This is a genomic window from Mesocryomonas lacus (assembly GCF_055730105.2).
This window is the reverse complement of the sequence record NZ_JBUZWF020000004.1, coordinates 212,657-232,324: the sequence shown is the minus strand read 5'-3', so window position 1 is coordinate 232,324 and position 19,668 is coordinate 212,657. Positions and strand designations below refer to the sequence as shown.

Here is a 19,668-nt window from a genome sequence, read left to right as displayed (position 1 = left end):
GTTTCTCTCAGGCGTCGCCAAGGAAGGATTTGATGGTCTCGATGAACTTGGTGACGGAAATCGGCTTGGAGATGTAGGCCTCGCAGCCGCCTTGCCGGATCCGCTCCTCGTCGCCTTTCATGGCAAAGGCCGTCACGGCGATCACCGGGATTTTGTGCAGCTCGGGATCGGCTTTCAACGTCTTCGTCACGTCGAGGCCGGAAATTTCCGGTAGCTGGATGTCCATCAGGATGAGATCCGGACGGTGCTGGCGTGCCAGATCGACGGCCGTCAGGCCACTGCGGGTCTGAACGGTCCGGTAGCCATGGGCTTCGATCAGGTCGCGGAAAAGCTTCATGTTCAGTTCGTTGTCTTCAACGATCATCACGGTCTTTGGCATCCGCGACACTCCACTTTGCAAAAATGCGGCCCGTTCGCCGATGTTTCGGCGCCAGGTTCATCGAGACCTATCGCAATTTGATTTAAGAATTGGGAATCGGATCATGGGCAGGCTGAAGGACCGGGTGAATGTTGAAAACTGATCGAGGGCAAGCAGCACAGCCTGGCCCGGAAGCCGCACTGGCGATCGGCGTCCAGGCGCTTGAGTTCCTCGCGGGCGATCCGGTGCACCTGCATCGCTTCCTCGACCTCTCCGGCCTCGACGTCGGCCAGTTGCGGGCGGCGGCGGCCCAGCCGGCGTTCTTCGCCGGCCTCCTCGATTTCATGCTGGCGCACGAGCCGACGCTCCTCGCCTTCGCAGCGGACGCCGACCTGTCTCCTGCCGCTGTGATGGCTGCGCGGCAGACCCTCAGCCAGTCTTTCGGCACGGCCGCGCCGTGAGCCGGGCGCTTGTCACGGCGGGACCCGCCATCGCGGATCTCAGCGTCAGCCGGTCCGATCTGATCGTGCTCGATATCGATGAGGTGGTGCTGCACTTCATCTCTCCTTTCTGCGAGCTCCTGGAGGAGTTCGGCGCGCGGCTTCACGTCGACAGCTTCCGGCTGACCGGCAATGTACGCTCCCTCTCGACCGGCGCGGCCATCAGCGGCAGTGAACTGGATAAGGTCACCGTTCGGCTCTACGAGGAACAGGAAGTTCGACAGCTGCCTGTGCATGGTGTCCAGGCGGCGCTCGCACGCCTGTCCGAGAAGGCCGACATCGTGTTCCTGACCGCGATGACGCCGGCCTATTATCCGCAGCGCCGGCGGCTGCTGGATGCTGCTGGCCTCGGCTTTCCGATGATCGCCACGGAGCGCGCCAAGGGCGGCGTGCTGGCGGAGCTCTCTGCGCGCTGGCCCGGGACGATCGTCTTCGCCGATGATCTGCCACCCAATCTCGTCTCCGCTGGACGGAGCCTGCCGCGTGCCCGGCTGATCCACCTGATGGCCAACGAGGTCTTTCGCCCGCATCTTCCGCCGCTGCCCGAGGGCGCGCTGAGCGCTGCCGACTGGAACGAGGCGGAGGCCCTCATCGAGAGCCTGCTCGCGGGCAAGGCTCCCTGAAGACAGGCGCCTGTGCTCGCTTTGCTTCCTGTCGCCGCTAGATCAAGGCGCGGGCTGGAAACCGGCCTTTGATCCGAAGGAGTAAGCACATGACCGCCTACATCGTCCTGACCCGCGAGCGCATGCACGATACCGCCGAATTCGAGCGCTACGGGGAAATGGCGGGCGCCGCGATGGAGGGGCACGCGATCACGCCGCTCGCCTTCTACGGATCTTTCGAGGTCCTTGAGGGTGATCCGATCGAGGGCAGCGTCATCCTCAGCTTCCCCGACCGGGCGGCGGCAGAGGCGTGGTACCGCAGCCCCGCCTATCAGGCGGCCATGCAGCACCGGCTGAAAGCTGCTGACTACCGCGTCTTCATCATCGAAGGCGTTGATGTGGAAGACTAATCTTTCACCGTTCGGGCGCGGGTGCCCGTCAAGTCGGTGCTTGCGGACGCCCATGCGCGGGGAATAAACTCCGCCATGGCCACTAGCGAGTCCCCCAGCCCCGACGCGATCCCGGCCTTTTGCCGCGACTGTCTGGCCATCCAGCGGGGAAGCGGACGGCGCTGTGAGGCTTGCGGCAGCCCAAGGGTGGCCCGCCATGCCGAGCTCTTCAATCTCGCCATCGCCCATCTCGACTGCGACGCCTTCTACGCCGCGGTCGAGAAGCGAGACCGTCCGGATCTTGCCGACAAGCCGGTGATCATCGGCGGCGGCCGACGCGGTGTGGTGACGACCGCCTGCTACATCGCCCGCATCACCGGCGTGCGCTCCGCCATGCCGATGTTCCAGGCGCTGAAGCTCTGCCCGGAAGCCGTGATCATCAGGCCGGACATGGTGAAGTATGCCGAGGTCGGCCGCGAGGTGCGCGAGCGCATGCGGTCGATCACCCCGCTGGTCGAGCCCCTGTCGATCGATGAAGCCTTCATGGACCTCAACGGAACGGCCCGCCTGCACGGCCGCCCACCGGCCTTGACGCTCGCGCGGCTCGCCGCGGAGATCCAGCGGGACCTGCGGATCACCGTCTCCATCGGCCTGTCGCACAACAAGTTCCTCGCCAAGATCGCCTCCGATCTCGACAAGCCCCGGGGCTTTTCGGTGATCGGGAAGGCTGAGACGCTCTCCTTCCTGCATGACAAGCCGATTTCGATGATCTGGGGCGTCGGCGCCTCTACCGACGCGACGCTGGCGCGCGACAATCTGCGCACCATCGGCCAGGTGCAGGCGATGGAGGAAAGCGTCCTGATGCGCCGCTATGGGGTGATGGGCCAGCGTCTCGCCCGCCTGTCCCGAGGGATCGACCCACGTGCCGTCAATCCGGTCGGCGAGATGAAGAGCATCTCCGCCGAAACCACCTTCAACGAGGACCTTTCACACCGCGAGGACCTGATCCCGATCCTGCGCAGCCTCAGCGAGAAGGTCGCGCGGCGCTTGAAGGCGACCGACATGGCGGCGCAGACGATCGTGCTGAAGCTGAAGACGGCCGACTTCAAGACGCGCACGCGCAGCCGCAAGCTCGCCGACCCGACGCGTCTGGCAGACCGGATTTTCGAGGCCGGACGACAGCTGATCGAAAGGGAACTCGACGGCACGCGCTTCCGTCTGATCGGCATCGGATGCAACGACTTTGCCGAGGCGGCCCTAGCCGATCCCGCTGATCTGGTCGATCCGCTGGCGGAAAAGCGCGCCAAGGCCGAAGGCGCCTTCGATCGCCTCCGTGCCAAGTTCGGCCTCGCGGCGATCGAGACCGGCTATACGTTCAGGGCGAAGCCTGTCGACGCGCCGGAGACGTCGCTCCGGGTTCTCGAGGACGAAAAAGGCCAGGCTGCACAGAGGCCGCCGACCAAACGCTAAGAGATTGAGTCCACCGCCTCAGATTCTGAATCAGGCGAGTTCGACGTCGAGAACACCAGGCGCCGCTTTGATCGCGCTCGCCATCTGCGGCGAGACCCGGTAGCGGCCGGGCAGAGCGATCTCGATCTCCCGTTCGCCGCCTGCCCGAATCAGCACCACCGAAACTTCGGAATCGCCACCGGATTGCAACTGGCTTCGGAACGCCTTCATTGGCCCGGCATCGCGCATGAAGACCCGCAGCGACTTCTGCATGCGGACCGCCTCGTCCTCCAGCGACTGCACGCTCTGCGCCCGCAGCGAAATGCCTTCCGGCCTCTCTTCCGCACCGACCATCAGGATCACCGAGGCGCCGGGCTCGAGGAAGTCGCGAAACTGCACGAGCGCCTCGGTAAACAGCACGACCTCGTACTGGCCGCTCGGATCCGACAAGGCGACGATGCCGATCTTGCCACCGCTCTTGGTCTTGCGCTCCTGCCGCGAGGTGACTGTGCCCGCGAGCTTGCCGGCGGCGGCACCGCGGCGCACGCTCGCCACGACCTCCGCATGGGTCTGCACCCTCAGCCGCTTCAGCGTTTCCTTGTACTCATCGAGCGGATGGGCGGAGAGGTAGAAGCCGATCGCCTGGAACTCGCGCATGAGTTTTTCGGTCGACGTCCACAGGGCCGCATCGTTCAGCCGCAGCCGCTCGGGATCGCCGCCCGCCGCCGCGCCGAACATGTCGTTCTGTCCCGAAATGCGCGCCTCGTGCAGGCGCAACGCATAGCCTGAGAGCAGTTCCAGGTTGGCTGTCAGCCGCGCCCGGTCGTGCCCGAAGAGATCGAGCGCACCGGCGGCGACGAGGCTTTCCAGCGTCCGCTTGTTCACGACCTTCGGGTCGATCCGCGCGCAGAAATCCTCAAGGCTCTTGTAGGGCCCGCCTTGCTTGCGGCGTTCGACGATATGCTCGACCGCCTGCTCGCCGACGCCCTTGATGGCGGCGAGCGAGTAGAAGATGCGGCCGTCCTCGACCTCGAAGGCCTTGTGCGAGGTCTGGACCGACGGCGGCACGACCTCGATGCCAAGGCGCATGGCGTCCAGCCGGAAATCGTTCAGCTTCTCGGTATTGCCAATGTCGAGCGTCATCGACGCCGCGAGGAACTCGGTCGCGTAGTTGGCCTTCAGGTAGGCCGTCTGGTAGGCGACCAGCGCATAGGCGGCGGCATGGCTCTTGTTGAAGCCGTAGTCCGCGAACTTCGCCAGAAGGTCGAAGATCATGTTCGACTGTGGCTTGGTCAGCCCGTTCTTGACCGCGCCCTCCACGAAGCGCACCCGCTGCTGGTCCATCTCGGCACGAATCTTCTTGCCCATCGCGCGGCGCAGAAGATCGGCCTCGCCGAGCGAGTAGCCGGACAGGATCTGCGCGATCTGCATCACCTGTTCCTGGTAGATGATGACGCCCTGCGTCTCCTTCAGCACCACCTCGATCATCGGGTGGATGAAGTCAGCCTCCTCCTCGCCGTGCTTACGGGCGTTGTAGGTCGGGATGTTCTCCATCGGGCCCGGCCGATACAGCGCGACCAGCGCGATGATGTCCTCGAACTGGTCGGGCCGCATGCCGATCAGTGCCTTGCGCATGCCGACCGATTCGACCTGGAACACGCCGACGGTCTCGCCCCGTGTCAGCATGTCGAAGGTGAGCTTGTCGTCGAGCGGCAGGCTGCCGAGATCGATGGCGACGTCGCGCCGCGCGATGAGGTCGACTGCCGTTTTCAGCGTGGTCAGCGTCTTTAGGCCGAGGAAGTCGAACTTCACCAAGCCGGCCTGCTCGACCCATTTCATGTTGTACTGCGTCACCGGCATGTCGGAGCGCGGATCGCGGTACATCGGGACGAGCTTCGACAGCGGACGGTCGCCGATGACGATGCCGGCGGCATGCGTCGAGGCGTGGCGGTAGAGGCCTTCAAGCTTCAGCGCGATGGTGATCAGCCGGTCAACGATCTCCTCCTTCTCGCGCTCTTCCTGCAGCCGGGGCTCCTCGATCAGCGCCTGGGCCAGCGTGACCGGATTGGCCGGGTTGGCCGGCACCATCTTGCAGAGCTTGTCGACGTGGCCATACGACATTTCGAGCACGCGGCCGACGTCGCGCAGGCAAGCGCGGGCCTGCAGCGTTCCAAAAGTGATGATCTGCCCGACCTGCTCGCGGCCGTATTTATCCTGAACGTAGCGGATCACCTCGCCGCGACGGTCCTGGCAGAAGTCGATGTCGAAGTCGGGCATCGAGACGCGGTCGGGGTTCAGGAAGCGCTCGAAGAGCAGCGAGAACCGCAGCGGATCGAGATCGGTGATGGTCAGCGAATAGGCGACGAGCGAGCCGGCGCCAGAACCACGGCCGGGTCCGACGGGGATGCCTTGCGCCTTTGCCCACTTGATGAAGTCGGCAACGATCAGGAAGTAGCCGGGAAACTTCATCCGCTCGATGACGCCGAGCTCGAAGGCGAGCCGGTCGCGGTAGACTTCGGCGGTCTGCCCGGGACAAGGACCGTGCGCCGCGAGTCGGGCCTCAAGCCCCTCCTCCGCCTGACGGCGGAGTTCCAAAATTTCGGCCTCCTCGGCCTCCGCCGCGTCGACGTCGGCACCGGCGAAGCGCGGCAGGATCGGCTTGCGGGTCCGTGGCCGGAACGAGCAGCGGCGGGCGATCTCGAGGGTGTTCTCGAGCGCTTCCGGCAGGTCGGCGAACAGGACCGCCATCTCCGCCTGGCTCTTCAGGCAGTGGTCGCGCGTCATCCTGCGGCGATCCTCGTGGCTGACCAGCCGGTTGCTCGCCACCGCCATCAGCGCGTCATGCGCGTCGAAATCCTCGGGCGAGGCAAAATACGGCTCGTTGGTCGCCACCAGCGGCAATTCGAGATCGTAGGCGAGCGCCACCATCTCGCTCTCGATGCGGCGTCCACGGCCGGCATGGCGCTGGAGTTCGACGTAGAGGTTGCCCGGATAGATTGCGCAGAGGCTTTCCAGACGCTCACGCGCCACCTGCCCCCGGCCCGCCTGGATCGCCGCGCCCACCGGACCGAGCGATCCGCCGGTGAGGACGATCAGCCCCTCCGACCGCGCCTGCAGCCAGTCGAGGCGAATGTGCGGACGGACGTTTCCATCGTGTTCGAGGTAGGCGAGCGAAACCAGTTCGACGAGGTTCTCGTAGCCGCGCTCGGTGGCGGCGATGAAGACCATGGCCGCGTGAGCCGCAAGGGTCGCCCGCTCGCGGTGCGAGTTTCCGGCTTCCGGGTCCGCGTCGTCGAAGTCGACGTCGAGCTGACAGCCGACGATCGGCTGGATCCCCGCCTTCGCTGCCTTCTCGGAGAATTCGAGCGCGCCGAAGAGGTTGTTGGTGTCGGCAATGCCGACGGCGGGCATGCCGTCGGCCTTGGCGTATTTGACGATCTGCTCGATCCGCAGCGCGCCCTCGAGCAAGGAGAAGGCGCTATGGCTGCGCAGGTGGACGAATTTGAGGGTCGATGGTCCGCTGGTGTTCTCGCCCATGTTCTTCTCCCGGTCCGTCGGTCGGCACCTTCGTCTCCCCGCACCGGCCTGTCGAGGGCGGTGCAGGGCCTATCAACAGACGAAGGATCAGATCGAATTGAGGATCAGGGAGAAGCTGGCGATGAAGAGGGCGATGGCAGCAAGCGAGGCGAGGTCTTTGGCGAAAAGCAGCATCGGAATGTTCCCTACTTGTTCTATGTTCTCTTTTTGTTCCTTTGTGGCCGCTGAGTCAAGCCGTGTTGGTCCGTCCGGTAGCTGACGGGCCTCGACATGCGAGACATGGTTAAGGACGCAACGACGCGTCCGCCGAATCTGTCCAGCGGACGCGTCCTCGCGACTGTAAAGAGGGGCGGACTAGAAGCGGTGCGCGTCGTCGAGCACGAAGGGCACGATCTTGCCGCCCTCCAGGGTGATCGCCCGGTCCATGCGGGCGGCCAGCATATGGTTGTGCGTGGCGATGAGGGCAGCGACGCCCGACTGGCGCACGAGCGCCGTCAGCGCGTCGAAGACGTAGCCGGCGGTGGTCGGGTCGAGATTGCCGGTCGGCTCGTCGGCCAAGAGCACATAAGGGCTGTTGGCGACCGCACGGGCGATGGCGACGCGTTGCTGCTCACCGCCGGACATCTCGGCCGGACGATGGCTGGCCCGTGCGCCGACGCGCATGTAGTCGAGCAGCTGCTGCGCCCGCTCGGCCGCTTCCTTGTGCCCGAGGCCGCAGATCAGCTGCGGCAGCATGACGTTCTCCAACGCCGAGAACTCCGGCAGGAGGTGGTGGAACTGGTAGACGAAGCCGATCGACTGGCGCCGCATCTGGGTGCGTCGCTGGTCGCCGAGGCTGCCGCAAGCCTCCCCGTTGATGAAGACCTCGCCCTCGGTCGGACGCTCGAGCAGGCCGGCAATGTGCAGAAGCGTCGACTTGCCGGCGCCGGACGGCGCGACGAGCGCCACCATCTCGCCCGGCTGGATCTCGAAGTCGGCGGCGTCGAGGATGACGAGCTTCTCTTCGCCCTGGGCGTAGTGGCGGCTCACCTTGTCGAGGCGGAGGGAATGCGGCTGTTCGGTCATTCGTAGCGCAGTGCCTCGACGGGATCGAGTGTCGACGCCTTCCAGGATGGGAAGATCGTCGCGAGGAAGGAGAGCCCGAGCGCCATGGCGGTGACCAGCACCACCTCGCTGACGTCGATCTCCGCCGGAAGCCGGCTGAGGAAGTAGAACTCGGGATCGAACAGGCTGCGGCCTGAGACCCAAGAGAAGAACTGCCGGATGTTCTCGATGTTGAGGCAGAAGACCACGCCGAGGAACAGGCCAGCGAGCGTTCCCGACACGCCGATCGACGCGCCGGTGATGAAGAACACCCGCATCACCGAGCCCCGCGTCGCCCCCATGGTACGGAGAATAGCGATGTCGCGGCCCTTGTCCTTCACCAGCATGAAAAGGCCGGAGATGATGTTGAGTGCCGCCACCAGCACGATCAGCGTCAGGATAATGAACATGACGTTGCGCTCGACCTGCAGGGCCGAGAAGAAGGACTGGTTGTCCTGCTGCCAGGTGGTCGTGTAGTTCGGCCGCCCGGCCACCTGCTCGACCGGCCCTTGCAGATTGCGCACGTCGTCCGGGTCGGAGGCGAAGATCTCGATCGACTGCGCCTGTCCCTCGACGTTGAAGAACAGCTGGGATTCTGGGAACGGCATATAGACATAGGCCGCATCGAAATCGGACAGGCCGATCTCAAAGATCGCCACCACCGGATAGGCCTTGACGCGCGGCACGGTGCCGAGCGGCGTCGTGTCGCCGTCCGGCGAGATCAGCGTGATCTGGTCGCCGAGGTTGAGGCCGAGCGTCTGCGCCAGGCGGCTGCCAATGGCGACGCCGCCGCTGGCGTCGAAATTGCCGATGGTGCCGAGAATGACGTTGTTCGCCACCGGCCCGAGCTTCATCAGATCGTCGCCGCGCACGCCCTTGACCAGCGCGAAGGACCGCGCCGCCCCGCTGCCGCTAACCAGCGCCTGGCCTTGCACCAGCGGCATGGCGTTCGTGACGCCCGCCACCTTCGCGATGCGGTCAGTGACCTCCGCGAAGTCGTTGAGTGGCGTATCGATCGGCCGCATAATGACGTGGCCGTTGACGCCAAGAATGCGTGTCAGCAACTCCGTGCGAAAGCCGTTCATCACCGACATCACGATGATCAGCGCCGCGACACCGAGGAGGATGCCGATGAAGGAGAATCCGGCGATGACCGAGACGCCGGCATCCTTGCGCCGCGAGCGGAGATAGCGTCCGGCGATCATCCATTCGAACCGGGCGAAGGGTTTCGTCGCCCCGATCATCGGCGCCGGGCCCTTCACCTCGGTCTCCGCCAAGGCGCTCACGCGGCGATACGGGCGAGGACGTCGGCGAGCGGCAAGGCGAAGCGCTCCCCGGTGGCGCGGATCTTGATCTCCGCCTCTCCGGCCTTGGCACCGCGCGGGCCCACGATCACCTGGATCGGCAGACCGATGAGGTCCATCGTCGCGAACTTCGCGCCGGCCCGCGTGTCCTCGTCGTCGAGGAGGACGTCGTAACCGGCGGCGCCGAGATCGCGGTAGAGATCCTCGCAGGCCTTGTCGCAGTCGGCGTCGCCCGGCTTCATGTTGATCACGCCGACATCGAACGGCGCAACGCCCTTCGGCCAGATGATGCCGGCCTCGTCATGGCTGGCCTCGATGACTGCCGCAACAAGACGGCTCGGGCCAATACCATAGGAGCCCATGAAGACGGGCGTGTCTTTGCCGTCCGGGCCGGTCACCAGCGCCTTCATCGGCTCGGAATACTTGGTGCCGAAGTGGAAGATGTGGCCGACCTCGATCCCACGCGCCTCGACGCGGTCCGCCTCCGGCACGGCCTCGAAGGCCGCCGCGTCGTGCATGTCTTCGGTCGCGGCGTAAGGCGTCGTCCAGGCCTCGACGACTGCGGCAAGCCCGGCGGCATCGTCGAAATCCACCCCGTCGCCCGGCGGCGCAAGGTCGAGATAGTCGCGGTGCAGGAAGACGCCGCTCTCGCCGGTCGCGGCGAGGATCAGGAACTCGTGGCTGAGCTCGCCGCCGATCGGGCCGGTATCGGCGCGCATCGGGATCGCCTTGACGCCCAGCCGCTCGAAGGTGCGGAGGTACGCGACGAACATCCGGTCATAGGCTGTCTTCGCCTTGTCGTAGTCGACGTCGAAGGAATAGGCGTCCTTCATCAGGAACTCGCGCCCGCGCATCACGCCGAACCGCGGCCGCACCTCGTCGCGGAACTTCCACTGGATGTGGTAGAGGTTGAGCGGCAGGTCCTTGTAGGACCGCACATACGAGCGGAAGATGTCGGTGATCATCTCTTCGTTCGTCGGACCGTAGAGCAGATCCTTCTTCTGCCGATCCTCGATCCGCAGCATCTCCTTGCCGTAGTCGTCATAGCGACCGCTCTCGCGCCAGAGATCGGCTGACTGGATCGTCGGCATCAGCATCTCGACGGCGCCCGAACGATCCTGCTCCTCGCGCACGATCTGGCAGATCTTGTCGAGCACGCGCTTGCCAAGCGGCAGCCAGGAGTAGATCCCGGCGGTCTGCTGGCGGATCATGCCGGCCCGCAACATCAGCCGGTGCGAGACGATCTCAGCCTCTTTCGGGGTTTCCTTGAGGATCGGCAGGAAGTAACGCGACATGCGCATGCTGGGACCGCACTTTCCGAATGTGACGAGGACTGCCTCGTGCTGCCGTGATGGGGCTGGAACAAGGCGACAGGGGAAAACTTCTGGATGTCGGACGGTGCCAACCGGAATCAGCGTCCCCATTTCGCCCCGGCCACCCGTTTCTTAAACGGTTCTTAACCCGCCACTGACCGCTTGAAAAGCCACGGCAACCTTGCACAAGGAAGAGGCGGAAGAAGCTTAATCAGACGCCAGCTGTGTATATCATCCGTCATAAAACTGAAATTTATCGTGACAAGCGCTTTTTAGGCCGCTAACGTCAGGTCATAAAAGGACGTCGGAAAGACGCTCTAAACACGGTCCAGTCTCGGGAGGACGTGGTTTTCGGCGCAACTTTGGTTCGCGCCCCAGCCGGAGTAGCTGGTAGAAAATCCGGACCGTCATTTCAGGAAATGCAGGGCTCGCGCTCTGCATTTTTTTTGTGCGCATTTTAGCGAAGCTGAGATAGCGGTCGTCTGCCGCCGGCTGGGCGCGACTTCAACCAGCCCCGGGCAGGAAGTTTGGAAAGCTCGCGGGTCCGACGCCGAGAACCTCGGTCACCCAGTAGAACAACGCAAACACCAGCAGCGATACCGCCGATGTCCACAGCGCCGTCCGGGCAAAGCTGAAATGAGTCGGCGCACTCGCCGGCGTGCCGTCGACGATCTGGTTGTCGTCCGCCTGCGAGCGCAGACCGATAGGCAAGATGGCGAACAGAACCGTCCACCAGATGATGAAGTAGATCGCCAATCCGGTCGGCCAGCCCATTCTCAGATCTCCTCGAGTTCGATCAGCGTTCCCAGCATGTCGGCGGGATGGACGAAGATCACCGGTCGGCCATGGGCACCGATCTTCGGTTCACCCAGCACCCTGGCACCCTCGGCCAGCAGCCTTTCGCGCGCCCGCGCCAGATCGTCCACCTCATAGCAGACATGGTGCATCCCGCCGCGGGGATTCTTTGCGAGGAAAGCCGCGATCGGCGATGCGTCGCCCAGCGGCTCCATCAGCTCGATCCGGCTGTTGACGAGGTCAACGAAGGCGACGGTCACCCCATGCTCAGGCAGAGACTGCGGCACCGAGACGCTGGCGCCAAGCGCATCGCGGTAGCGCGCAATGGCGGCCGAAAGATCCGGCACGGCCAAGGCCACGTGGTTCAGCCTGCCCAGCATTGCGTCTCTCCCCTCGCCCAAGTCACGCCCGCCGCAGCGCAAGGGCAATCGAACCACCCCGCCGACAGCAAGATGCCCGGACACTGCGCCCGGGCATCCATCATTTCAAAGATTAGCGGCTTTTACGACTGCGTCACGAAAACCGTGACGATCGGCTTCTTGCCCCAGTGCGAATAGGCCGCCGAACGCGTTGCCCGGCGCGCCGATTCGCGCACCAACTCCAGGTCCTTGCGACGACCGCGCGGAATGCTGCCGATCGCCTCGGCGACCGCATCGATCAGCAATTCCTCTAGTTCCTCGCCGGCGACGTCGAACTTCGGCAGGCCAAGGCAGACGACGTCGGGATCGTTGCGCAGTTCCAGCTTGCTGGTCAGCTCGATCAGCACCGTGACGTGGCCAACCTGGGCGACGCGGCGGCGCTCGCCGATGCCCATCTCCTCGATCGAACCGATCAGGTTGCCGTCCTTGTAGATGCGACCGACCGGCACCTCGTCGATCACCTCGGCCCGGCCCGGCGCGAGCCGAACCATCTTGCCGTTGCGGATCGACACGACCTCGGGAACGCCAAGGCTGCGCGCGAGCTCGGCATGCGCTGAAAGATGGGCGGCTTCACCATGCGCCGGAACGGCGATCTTCGGCTTCACCCATTCATACATCTGGCGCAGTTCGTTGCGGCGTGGGTGGCCGGAAACATGCACCAGCTTGTCGCTGTCCTCGACGATGAGGATGCCGCGGTCGATCAGTGCGTTCTTGATCTCAAGGATGCCCCGCTCGTTGCCGGGGATGGCCCGCGACGAGAACACGACCGTATCCCCCTTAGACAAGGCGACCGACGGATGCTCGTCGCGCGACAGGCGGGCCAAAGCCGCGCGGGCTTCGCCCTGGCTGCCCGTCAGAATGATCACTGCCTTTTCCCGCGGGATATAGCCAAAATCCTGCTCGCCCAGGAACTCCGGCAGACCCTCGAGGTAGCCAAGCTCCCCCGCGACATCGGCGACCCGCTTCATCGAACGGCCGAGCAGCAGGACCTGTCGGCCCGCCTCTTCAGCCGCGGTCGAGATCGACCGGATTCGGCCTACGTTTGACGAGAAGGTTGTCACGGCGACACGGCCGCTGGCTTCCTGAATCACCTCGCGCAGCGATTTCACCACGTCCTTCTCGCTCGGCGAGACACCTTCGCGCATGGCGTTGGTGGAGTCGCAGATGAGGGCGAGAACGCCCTCTTCGCCGATCTCGCGCAGCCGCTTCTCGTCGGTCGGCTTGCCGAGCGACGGGGTCGCGTCGATCTTCCAGTCGCCGGTGTGGACGACGGTGCCGAGCGGCGTGCGGATGGCGAGCGCCACCGGCTCCGGGATCGAGTGCGTGACGTTCACTGCCTCGATGTCGAACGGGCCTACCTTGAAGCGATCGCCGGCATTGAAGATTGTGACGGGGATCTTGGCAGCACCCGCCTCGCCTTCGCGCTTGGCCGACAGCAGCGCCGCGGTGAACGGCGTCGCATAGACCGGCACCTTCAGCATCGGCCAAAGGTCCATCAGCGCGCCGTAATGGTCTTCGTGCGCGTGCGTGATGACGATGCCTTTCAGGGCACCGCGCTGCTCCTGAATGAAGCGGATGTCGGGGAACACCAGGTCGACGCCCGGAAGATCCGGTCCGGCGAAGGAGACGCCGCAATCGACGATGATCCATTCGCGGTTATGCTCGGGACCGTAGCCGTAGCAGGCGAAATTCATACCGATTTCGCCAATGCCGCCGAGCGGCACAAATACCAGTTCTGTCAATATCTTGTCACTTCATCTTCGTAAGGCGATTCCGCCGTTTCAGTGGGGTCGTTCATCTTAAGGGCGCCATGCGCCAATCGTCGTTTGGTCCGAAGGTGCGCAGTGCCCGCACGCGTTCAGCCCAGCAAAAACACATCGCCTGCCGATACCAGACGGCGGTTGCCGTCAGCCTCGTCCAACACCAGCCGACCGCTCGGATCGAGATCGGCGAAGATCCCGGCAACCGACTGGTCCGGCAGGTTGACGGTGCAGGGTCTGCCGATACCGGCTGCATGGGAGATCCATGCTTGCCGGACGGCCGCAAAATTCGATCCGCGTCGCCAGAGGGCGATCGCGTCCTCAACGCCCGTTGCCACAGCGGCAAACACATCGGCCACCTCGGCGCTCATCCCCTCGCGCCGCAGTCCGGTGACCGGATAAGGTGTTCCTTCCGGAACATTCGCGACGTTCACACCGCAGCCAATCACCGTCGCCAGGCGCCCATCGGAAAGGCGTTCGCTTTCGACCAGAATGCCGGCAGTTTTCTTTCCTTCGATCAGGATATCATTCGGCCATTTGATCCGGATGTTCCGGCGATCCCCGCTATCCAGCGATGCCAGTCCGTTCCGGACACCCAGCGCCGCGACCAGCGGAAGGTTCGAAACATGCTCCATCTGAGCCGGATCGATCAGCAGTAGGCTGGTATATAGATTACCCCGCTCGGAAACCCAAGGGCGCGCCCGCCTGCCCTTTCCGGCCGACTGGCGTTCGGCCGTGATCCACAAGAGACCTGGATCCCCGGACCGCGCCGCCTCGAGGGCGATGACGTTGGTCGACCCGACTTCGTCGAGCGCGAGGCGCCGGCGAAGCGGCCGGTGGGCCAGGGTCAGAAGAACGTCCCCGCAGCCGCCGTCGCCGCCGAGAGAAGCGAGGGTCCGATGACGATGTAGAGCGGGAAGACGAAGAGTGCCGAGATCAGGAGGACGGCGCGCAACTCGATCGTCATCGGCACGAAGCCTTCAGCCGGCTCGTCGAACCACATCACCTTCACGATGCGCAGGTAGTAGAAAAGGCTCACCGTCGACGCGACGACGCCGATGACCGCGAGCGGAACCAGCCCAGCGCCGACAGCCGCCATGAAGACGTAGTACTTGCCAACGAAACCGACGAGCGGCGGAAGGCCTGCCAGCGACAGCATGAGCGCCGTGAGACCCAGCGCCATCATCGGATTGGTCCGCGACAGGCCAGCCAGTTCCTGGATCTCCTCGACCATGCCGTTCTTCCGGCGCATTGCGAGAATGACGGCGAACGTGCCGAGGGTCATTGCCATATAAGTCGCCATGTAGATGACGACGCCGCGCACGCCGAGCGCATCGCCGGCGGCAAGGCCGACCAGCGCATAGCCCATGTGGCCGATCGACGAATAGGCCATCAGCCGCTTGATGTTGCGCTGACCGATCGCGGCGAAGGCGCCGAACACCATCGAGGCGATCGAGATGAAGACGATGACCTGTCGCCAGTCACCGGTATAGGGACCGAAACCCTGCACGGTGAAGCGCGTCAGCAGCGCCATCGCCGCGACCTTCGGCGCCGCGGCAAAGAACGCCGTCACCGGCGTCGGCGCACCCTCGTAGACGTCCGGCGTCCACATGTGGAACGGCACGGCCGAGATTTTGAAGGCAAGGCCCGAGATCACGAAGACAAGGCCGACAACGAGACCGAAAGACCGGCCCTCGGCGGACAGGGCGGCGGCGATCTGCTGGAAGCCGATCTGGCCGGTGAAGCCGTAGACCATCGACGCGCCGTAGAGCAGCATGCCCGAGGAAAGCGCGCCGAGGATGAAGTACTTCAGTCCCGCCTCGGTGGAGCGGACATTGTCGCGGTTGAAGGCGGCGATGACGTAGAGAGCGAGCGACTGCAGCTCGAGGCCCATGTAGAGCGCGATGAGATCACCGGCTGAGACCATCAGCATCATGCCGACGGTGGCCAGCACGATGAGAACGGGGAACTCGAAGCGGTCCAGACGGTCGCTGCCGGCAAAGCCCACCGACATCACCACGGCGGCAGCCGAGCCGATGAGCACCAGAACCTTCATGAACCGCGCGAACGGATCGAGCACGAAGGATCCGCCGAAGGCGACGCCATTGGGCGCCACGAACATCAGCCAGAGCGCAGACACGAGGAGAAGCACCACGGCCAGCTTGGTGATCAGCCGGGCACTCTTCTCGCCAATGAAGACGCCGAGCATCAGGAGAGCCATCGCACCCACCGCGAGGATCATCTCGGGGCCGATCATCGGCAGGCTGGCGGAGAGGAAATCGGGTGTCATCATCGTCTCCGGCTACTGCGCCAGCGCGAGGGAATGGGCCGCCTCGATCGCAGCGGTGTAGTTCGACACCAGCGCGTCGACCGAGGCTGCGGTCGCATGGAACACCGGCATCGGGTAGACGCCGTAGAAGATCGTCAGCACCACCAGCGGATAGAGCAGGATCTTCTCGCGGCGCGAGAGATCAAGGATGTCCTTGAGGTTGTCCTTGACCAGTTCGCCGAAGATCACCCGGCGATAAAGCCACAGCGCGTAGCAGGCCGACCAGATGACGCCCGTCGTCGCGAAGATCGCCACCCAGGTGTTGGCGCGGTAGGCGCCCAGCATGGTCAGGAACTCGCCGACGAAGCCGGAGGTGCCCGGCAAGCCCACATTTGCCATGGTGAAGATCAGGAACACCGTCGCGTATTTCGGCATGCGGCTGACGAGGCCGCCATAGGCGGAGATCTCGCGGGTGTGCATGCGGTCGTAGACGACGCCGACGCAGAGGAAGAGCGCGCCGGAGACGAGACCGTGCGAGAGCATCTGGAAGATCGCCCCCTGCACGCCCTGATCATTGCCGGAGAAGATGCCCATGGTCACGAAGCCCATGTGCGCCACCGAGGAATAGGCGATGACCTTCTTGATGTCGTCCTGCATCAGGGCGACCAGCGAGGTGTAGATGATCGCCACCACCGACAGCGTGAACACCAGCGGCGCGAAGTCGGCGGATGCCAGCGGGAACATTGGCAGCGAGAAGCGCAGGAAGCCGTAGCCGCCGAGCTTCAGCAGAATGCCGGCGAGGATCACCGAGCCTGCCGTCGGCGCCTCGACGTGCGCGTCCGGGAGCCAGGTGTGGACCGGCCACATCGGCATCTTCACCGCGAAGGATGCGAAGAAGGCGAGCCACAGCCAGGTCTGCATGGAGGCCGGGAAGTTGTAGGCCAGGAGATCCGGGATCTGCGTCGTACCAGCGGTGAAGGACATCGCCATGATGGCGACGAGCATCAGCACCGAACCGAGGAAGGTGTAGAGGAAGAACTTGTAGCTGGCGTAGACGCGCCGCTTGCCGCCCCAGACGCCGATGATCAGGAACATCGGGATCAGCGAGCCTTCGAAGAAGACGTAGAAGAGGACGATGTCGAGCGCGCAGAATACGCCGACGACCAGCGTCTCCAGGAGGAGGAACGCGATCATGTACTCCTTCACACGGGTCTGGATGGTCTCCCAGCTCGCAAGGATGCAGATCGGCATCAAGAAGGTCGTGAGGATCACGAACAGCATCGAGATGCCGTCAATGCCCATGTGATAGCTGATGCCGCCCTCGCCCAGCCACTGCGCCTGCTCGACCATTTGGAAGCCGGTCACGCTGTTGTCGAAGTCGATCCAGATGAGGAGCGACAGCAGGAAGACGAAGACGCTGGTGATCAGCGCAATATTGCGCACGTTGCGGCGCGCGAGTTCGTTGTCGTCCTTGACCAGCATGATCAGAAGGACGCCGACCAGCGGCAGGAAGGTAACAGCAGAAAGGATCGGCCAACCGGTCATCAGCTTGCTCCTCCGACCATCATCCAGGTGACGAGGACCGCGACGCCGATCATCATGGCGAAGGCGTAGTGATAGAGGTAGCCGCTCTGCAGCTTGACCGCGCGACCAGTGACGTCGAGCACGCGGGCGGAGATGGCATCGGGACCGAAGCCGTCGATGATCTTCACGTCACCGGTCTTCCAGAGGAAGCGGCCAACGCGCTTGGCGGTCCGGACGAACAGGAAGTCGTAGAGCTCGTCGAAGTACCACTTGTTGAGGAGGAAGGCGTAGAGGCCGCGGTGCGTCTCGGCGATCTCCTTCGGCGTGCCCGGCGAGCGGATGTAGAACTGCCAGGCCAAAGCGAATCCGATGACCATCGCGACGAACGGCGACGCGATGACCCAGCCCGGCACCTCGTGGCGGTCGTGCAGGATATGGTTCTCCGGTCCCGAGAACAGCGCAGTGCGCCAGAACTCGTTGTAGCCCTCGCCGAGGAAGTACGGCTCGAACACGATGCCGGCCAGAAGCGCGCCGGCGGCCAGGATGAACAACGGCACCAGCATGACCATCGGCGACTCGTGCACGTGGTGCATGACCTCGTGCGAGGCGCGCGGCTTGCCGTGGAAGGTCAGGAAAATCAGGCGCCAGGAGTAGAAGCTCGTCATCAGCGCGGCGATCACCGTCATGCCGAAGGCGTAGCCCGCGAAGGCGTTGTGGCCGGCAAAGGCGCTCTCGATGATCGCGTCCTTGGAGAAGTAGCCGGCAGTGAACGGGAAGCCGGTCAGCGCGAGCGTGCCGATCACCATCATCCAATAGGTCTTCGGAATGTATTTCCGAAGGCCGCCCATGTGGCGCATGTCCTGCTCGCCATCCACCGCGTGGATCACCGAGCCGGCGCCGAGGAACAGCAGTGCCTTGAAGAAGGCGTGCGTGAAGAGGTGGAAAACCGCCGCGCCATAGGCACCGACGCCGAGCGCGACGAACATGTAGCCGAGCTGCGAGCAGGTGGAGTAAGCGATGACGCGCTTGATGTCGTTCTGCACGAGGCCGATCGTCGCCGCAAAGAACGCCGTCGTCGCGCCGATGAAGGTGACGAAGGTCAGCGCCGAATGCGACAGCTCGAACAAAGGCGACATGCGCGCCAGCATGAAGACGCCCGCGGTGACCATCGTTGCCGCATGGATCAGCGCGGAGACCGGGGTCGGGCCTTCCATCGCGTCCGGCAGCCAGGTGTGCAGGCCGAGCTGCGCCGACTTGCCCATGGCGCCCATGAACAGCAGGAGGCAGATGACGGTCATCGCACCACCGGTGGTCAGCGAGTATCCGGCGAAGGTAAAGATCGCATGCGACATCGCGTTGGCGGCAGGCTCGGCGGTGGCGGCGGCAGCCTCCGCACCATGCGCCGCGCCAGCACCCAGCTGTGCGGCCATATCGGCCGCGCCGGCGAAGATGGTGTCGAGGTTGACCGAGCCGAACATCACGAAGATCGCGAAGATGCCGAGCGCGAAGCCGAAATCACCGACGCGGTTGACGATGAAAGCCTTCATCGCCGCCGCCGAGGCGGACGGCTTCTTGTACCAGAAACCGATCAGCAGATAGGAGGCGAGACCGACGCCCTCCCAGCCGAAGAACATCTGGACGAGGTTGTTCGACGTCACCAGCATCAGCATGGCGAAGGTGAAGAGCGACAGGTAAGCGAAAAAACGCGGCCGGTGCGGGTCGTGGTGCATGTAGCCGATGGAATAGACGTGCACGAGCGAGGAGACCGTGTTCACAACCACCAGCATGACCAGTGTCAGCCGGTCGATCCGCAGCGACCAGGACACGTCAAGCGTGCCGGACTGGATGAACTGCAGCAGCGGCACGCGCAGCGTCTCGCCCTCGCCGAAGCCGAAGGAGATGAAGGCGATCCACGACAGGATGGCCGAAACGATGAGAAGGCCGGAGGTCGTGTACTCGGACGCCTTGGCACCCATCTGATTGCCGAACAGGCCGACGATCAGGAAGCCGACCAGCGGCAGGAGGACGATCGCTTGATACATCGACGATCAGCCTTTCATCGTGTTGACGTCTTCGACCGCGATCGAGCCGCGGTTCCGGAAGAAGACGACGAGAATTGCAAGGCCGATGGCCGCTTCCGCAGCCGCGACCGTGAGAATGAACAGCGCGAAGACCTGACCGACGAGATCGTTCAGGAAAGCCGAGAACGCCACGAGGTTGAGGTTCACCGAGAGCAGGATGAGCTCGATGGACATCAGGATGGTGATGACGTTCTTCCGGTTGAGGAAGATGCCAAAGACGCCCGTCACGAAGAGGATGGCGCCGACGGTGAGGTAGTGGCCGAGACTGACTTCCATGTTCTTTAT

17 protein-coding genes are annotated in these 19,668 nt (G+C 64.2%); 4 read left to right on the top strand and 13 right to left on the bottom strand.

Annotation, left to right across the window (positions count from 1 at the left end; genetic code table 11):
• Positions 1–7: 7 nt before the first annotated feature.
• A complete protein-coding gene (locus tag ACZLZQ_RS15320; protein WP_472950114.1) occupies positions 8–379 on the bottom strand; it encodes a response regulator in 372 nt (123 codons plus the stop codon).
• 128 nt (positions 380–507) lie between these two features.
• Between ACZLZQ_RS15320 and ACZLZQ_RS15315 the strand changes: the two genes are divergently transcribed.
• From ACZLZQ_RS15315 to ACZLZQ_RS15300, 4 genes are all read left to right on the top strand, one after another.
• Complete coding sequence (locus ACZLZQ_RS15315) at positions 508–819, top strand: DUF3572 family protein (RefSeq protein WP_472950113.1); 312 nt, start codon at positions 508–510, stop codon at positions 817–819.
• Entirely contained in the window at positions 816–1,481 is a 666-nt protein-coding gene (locus ACZLZQ_RS15310; RefSeq protein ID WP_472950112.1) for a hypothetical protein, read from the top strand. The genes ACZLZQ_RS15315 and ACZLZQ_RS15310 overlap by 4 nt, the downstream gene beginning before the upstream one ends.
• A gap of 89 nt (positions 1,482–1,570) precedes the next feature.
• Positions 1,571–1,870, top strand: a complete 300-nt coding sequence (locus ACZLZQ_RS15305; RefSeq protein WP_472950111.1) for a DUF1330 domain-containing protein — start codon at positions 1,571–1,573, stop codon at positions 1,868–1,870.
• Between the two features lie 75 nt (positions 1,871–1,945).
• Positions 1,946–3,319: a DNA polymerase IV gene (locus ACZLZQ_RS15300; protein WP_472950110.1), complete on the top strand. Its 1,374-nt coding sequence runs from the start codon at positions 1,946–1,948 to the stop codon at positions 3,317–3,319.
• 30 nt (positions 3,320–3,349) lie between these two features.
• Here ACZLZQ_RS15300 and dnaE read toward each other — a convergent pair whose 3' ends face one another.
• The 12 genes from dnaE to nuoK all read right to left on the bottom strand — a co-directional run bounded on the left by dnaE (position 3,350) and on the right by nuoK (position 19,659).
• The gene (gene dnaE, locus ACZLZQ_RS15295; RefSeq protein WP_472950109.1) at positions 3,350–6,835 is read right to left on the bottom strand and encodes a DNA polymerase III subunit alpha; all 3,486 of its coding nucleotides are present in this window, start codon (positions 6,833–6,835) and stop codon (positions 3,350–3,352) included.
• Positions 6,836–7,189: 354 nt separating this feature from the next.
• Positions 7,190–7,900, bottom strand: coding sequence for an ABC transporter ATP-binding protein (locus ACZLZQ_RS15290; protein ID WP_472937866.1), 711 nt, complete (start codon positions 7,898–7,900; stop codon positions 7,190–7,192).
• Positions 7,897–9,162, bottom strand: coding sequence for a lipoprotein-releasing ABC transporter permease subunit (locus ACZLZQ_RS15285; RefSeq protein ID WP_472950401.1), 1,266 nt, complete (start codon positions 9,160–9,162; stop codon positions 7,897–7,899). Before ACZLZQ_RS15285 ends, ACZLZQ_RS15290 begins: the two co-directional genes overlap by 4 nt.
• Before the next feature lie 38 nt (positions 9,163–9,200).
• A complete protein-coding gene (proS, locus tag ACZLZQ_RS15280; protein WP_472950108.1) occupies positions 9,201–10,523 on the bottom strand; it encodes a proline--tRNA ligase in 1,323 nt (440 codons plus the stop codon).
• A gap of 516 nt (positions 10,524–11,039) precedes the next feature.
• Positions 11,040–11,309 carry a DUF1467 family protein gene (locus ACZLZQ_RS15275; protein ID WP_472950107.1) on the bottom strand — a complete coding sequence of 90 codons (270 nt, stop codon included), beginning with the start codon at positions 11,307–11,309 and terminating at the stop codon, positions 11,040–11,042.
• 2 nt (positions 11,310–11,311) lie between these two features.
• Complete coding sequence (mce, locus tag ACZLZQ_RS15270) at positions 11,312–11,710, bottom strand: methylmalonyl-CoA epimerase (RefSeq protein WP_472950106.1); 399 nt, start codon at positions 11,708–11,710, stop codon at positions 11,312–11,314.
• Positions 11,711–11,832: 122 nt separating this feature from the next.
• Positions 11,833–13,491, bottom strand: coding sequence for a ribonuclease J (locus tag ACZLZQ_RS15265; protein WP_472950105.1), 1,659 nt, complete (start codon positions 13,489–13,491; stop codon positions 11,833–11,835).
• Positions 13,492–13,607: 116 nt separating this feature from the next.
• Positions 13,608–14,360, bottom strand: a complete 753-nt coding sequence (locus ACZLZQ_RS15260) for a biotin--[acetyl-CoA-carboxylase] ligase (protein ID WP_472950400.1) — start codon at positions 14,358–14,360, stop codon at positions 13,608–13,610.
• On the bottom strand, positions 14,357–15,799 hold the full coding sequence (gene nuoN / locus ACZLZQ_RS15255) for an NADH-quinone oxidoreductase subunit NuoN (RefSeq protein ID WP_472933526.1): 1,443 nt from the start codon (positions 15,797–15,799) through the stop codon (positions 14,357–14,359). Before nuoN ends, ACZLZQ_RS15260 begins: the two co-directional genes overlap by 4 nt.
• Before the next feature lie 12 nt (positions 15,800–15,811).
• Positions 15,812–17,323: an NADH-quinone oxidoreductase subunit M gene (locus ACZLZQ_RS15250; RefSeq protein ID WP_472950104.1), complete on the bottom strand. Its 1,512-nt coding sequence runs from the start codon at positions 17,321–17,323 to the stop codon at positions 15,812–15,814.
• Positions 17,323–19,344, bottom strand: a complete 2,022-nt coding sequence (nuoL, locus tag ACZLZQ_RS15245) for an NADH-quinone oxidoreductase subunit L (RefSeq protein WP_472950103.1) — start codon at positions 19,342–19,344, stop codon at positions 17,323–17,325. The genes ACZLZQ_RS15250 and nuoL overlap by 1 nt, the downstream gene beginning before the upstream one ends.
• A gap of 6 nt (positions 19,345–19,350) precedes the next feature.
• Positions 19,351–19,659 (bottom strand): NADH-quinone oxidoreductase subunit NuoK, encoded by a 309-nt coding sequence (gene nuoK / locus ACZLZQ_RS15240; RefSeq protein ID WP_472933529.1) that lies wholly within the window; start codon positions 19,657–19,659, stop codon positions 19,351–19,353.
• Positions 19,660–19,668 lie beyond the last annotated feature (9 nt).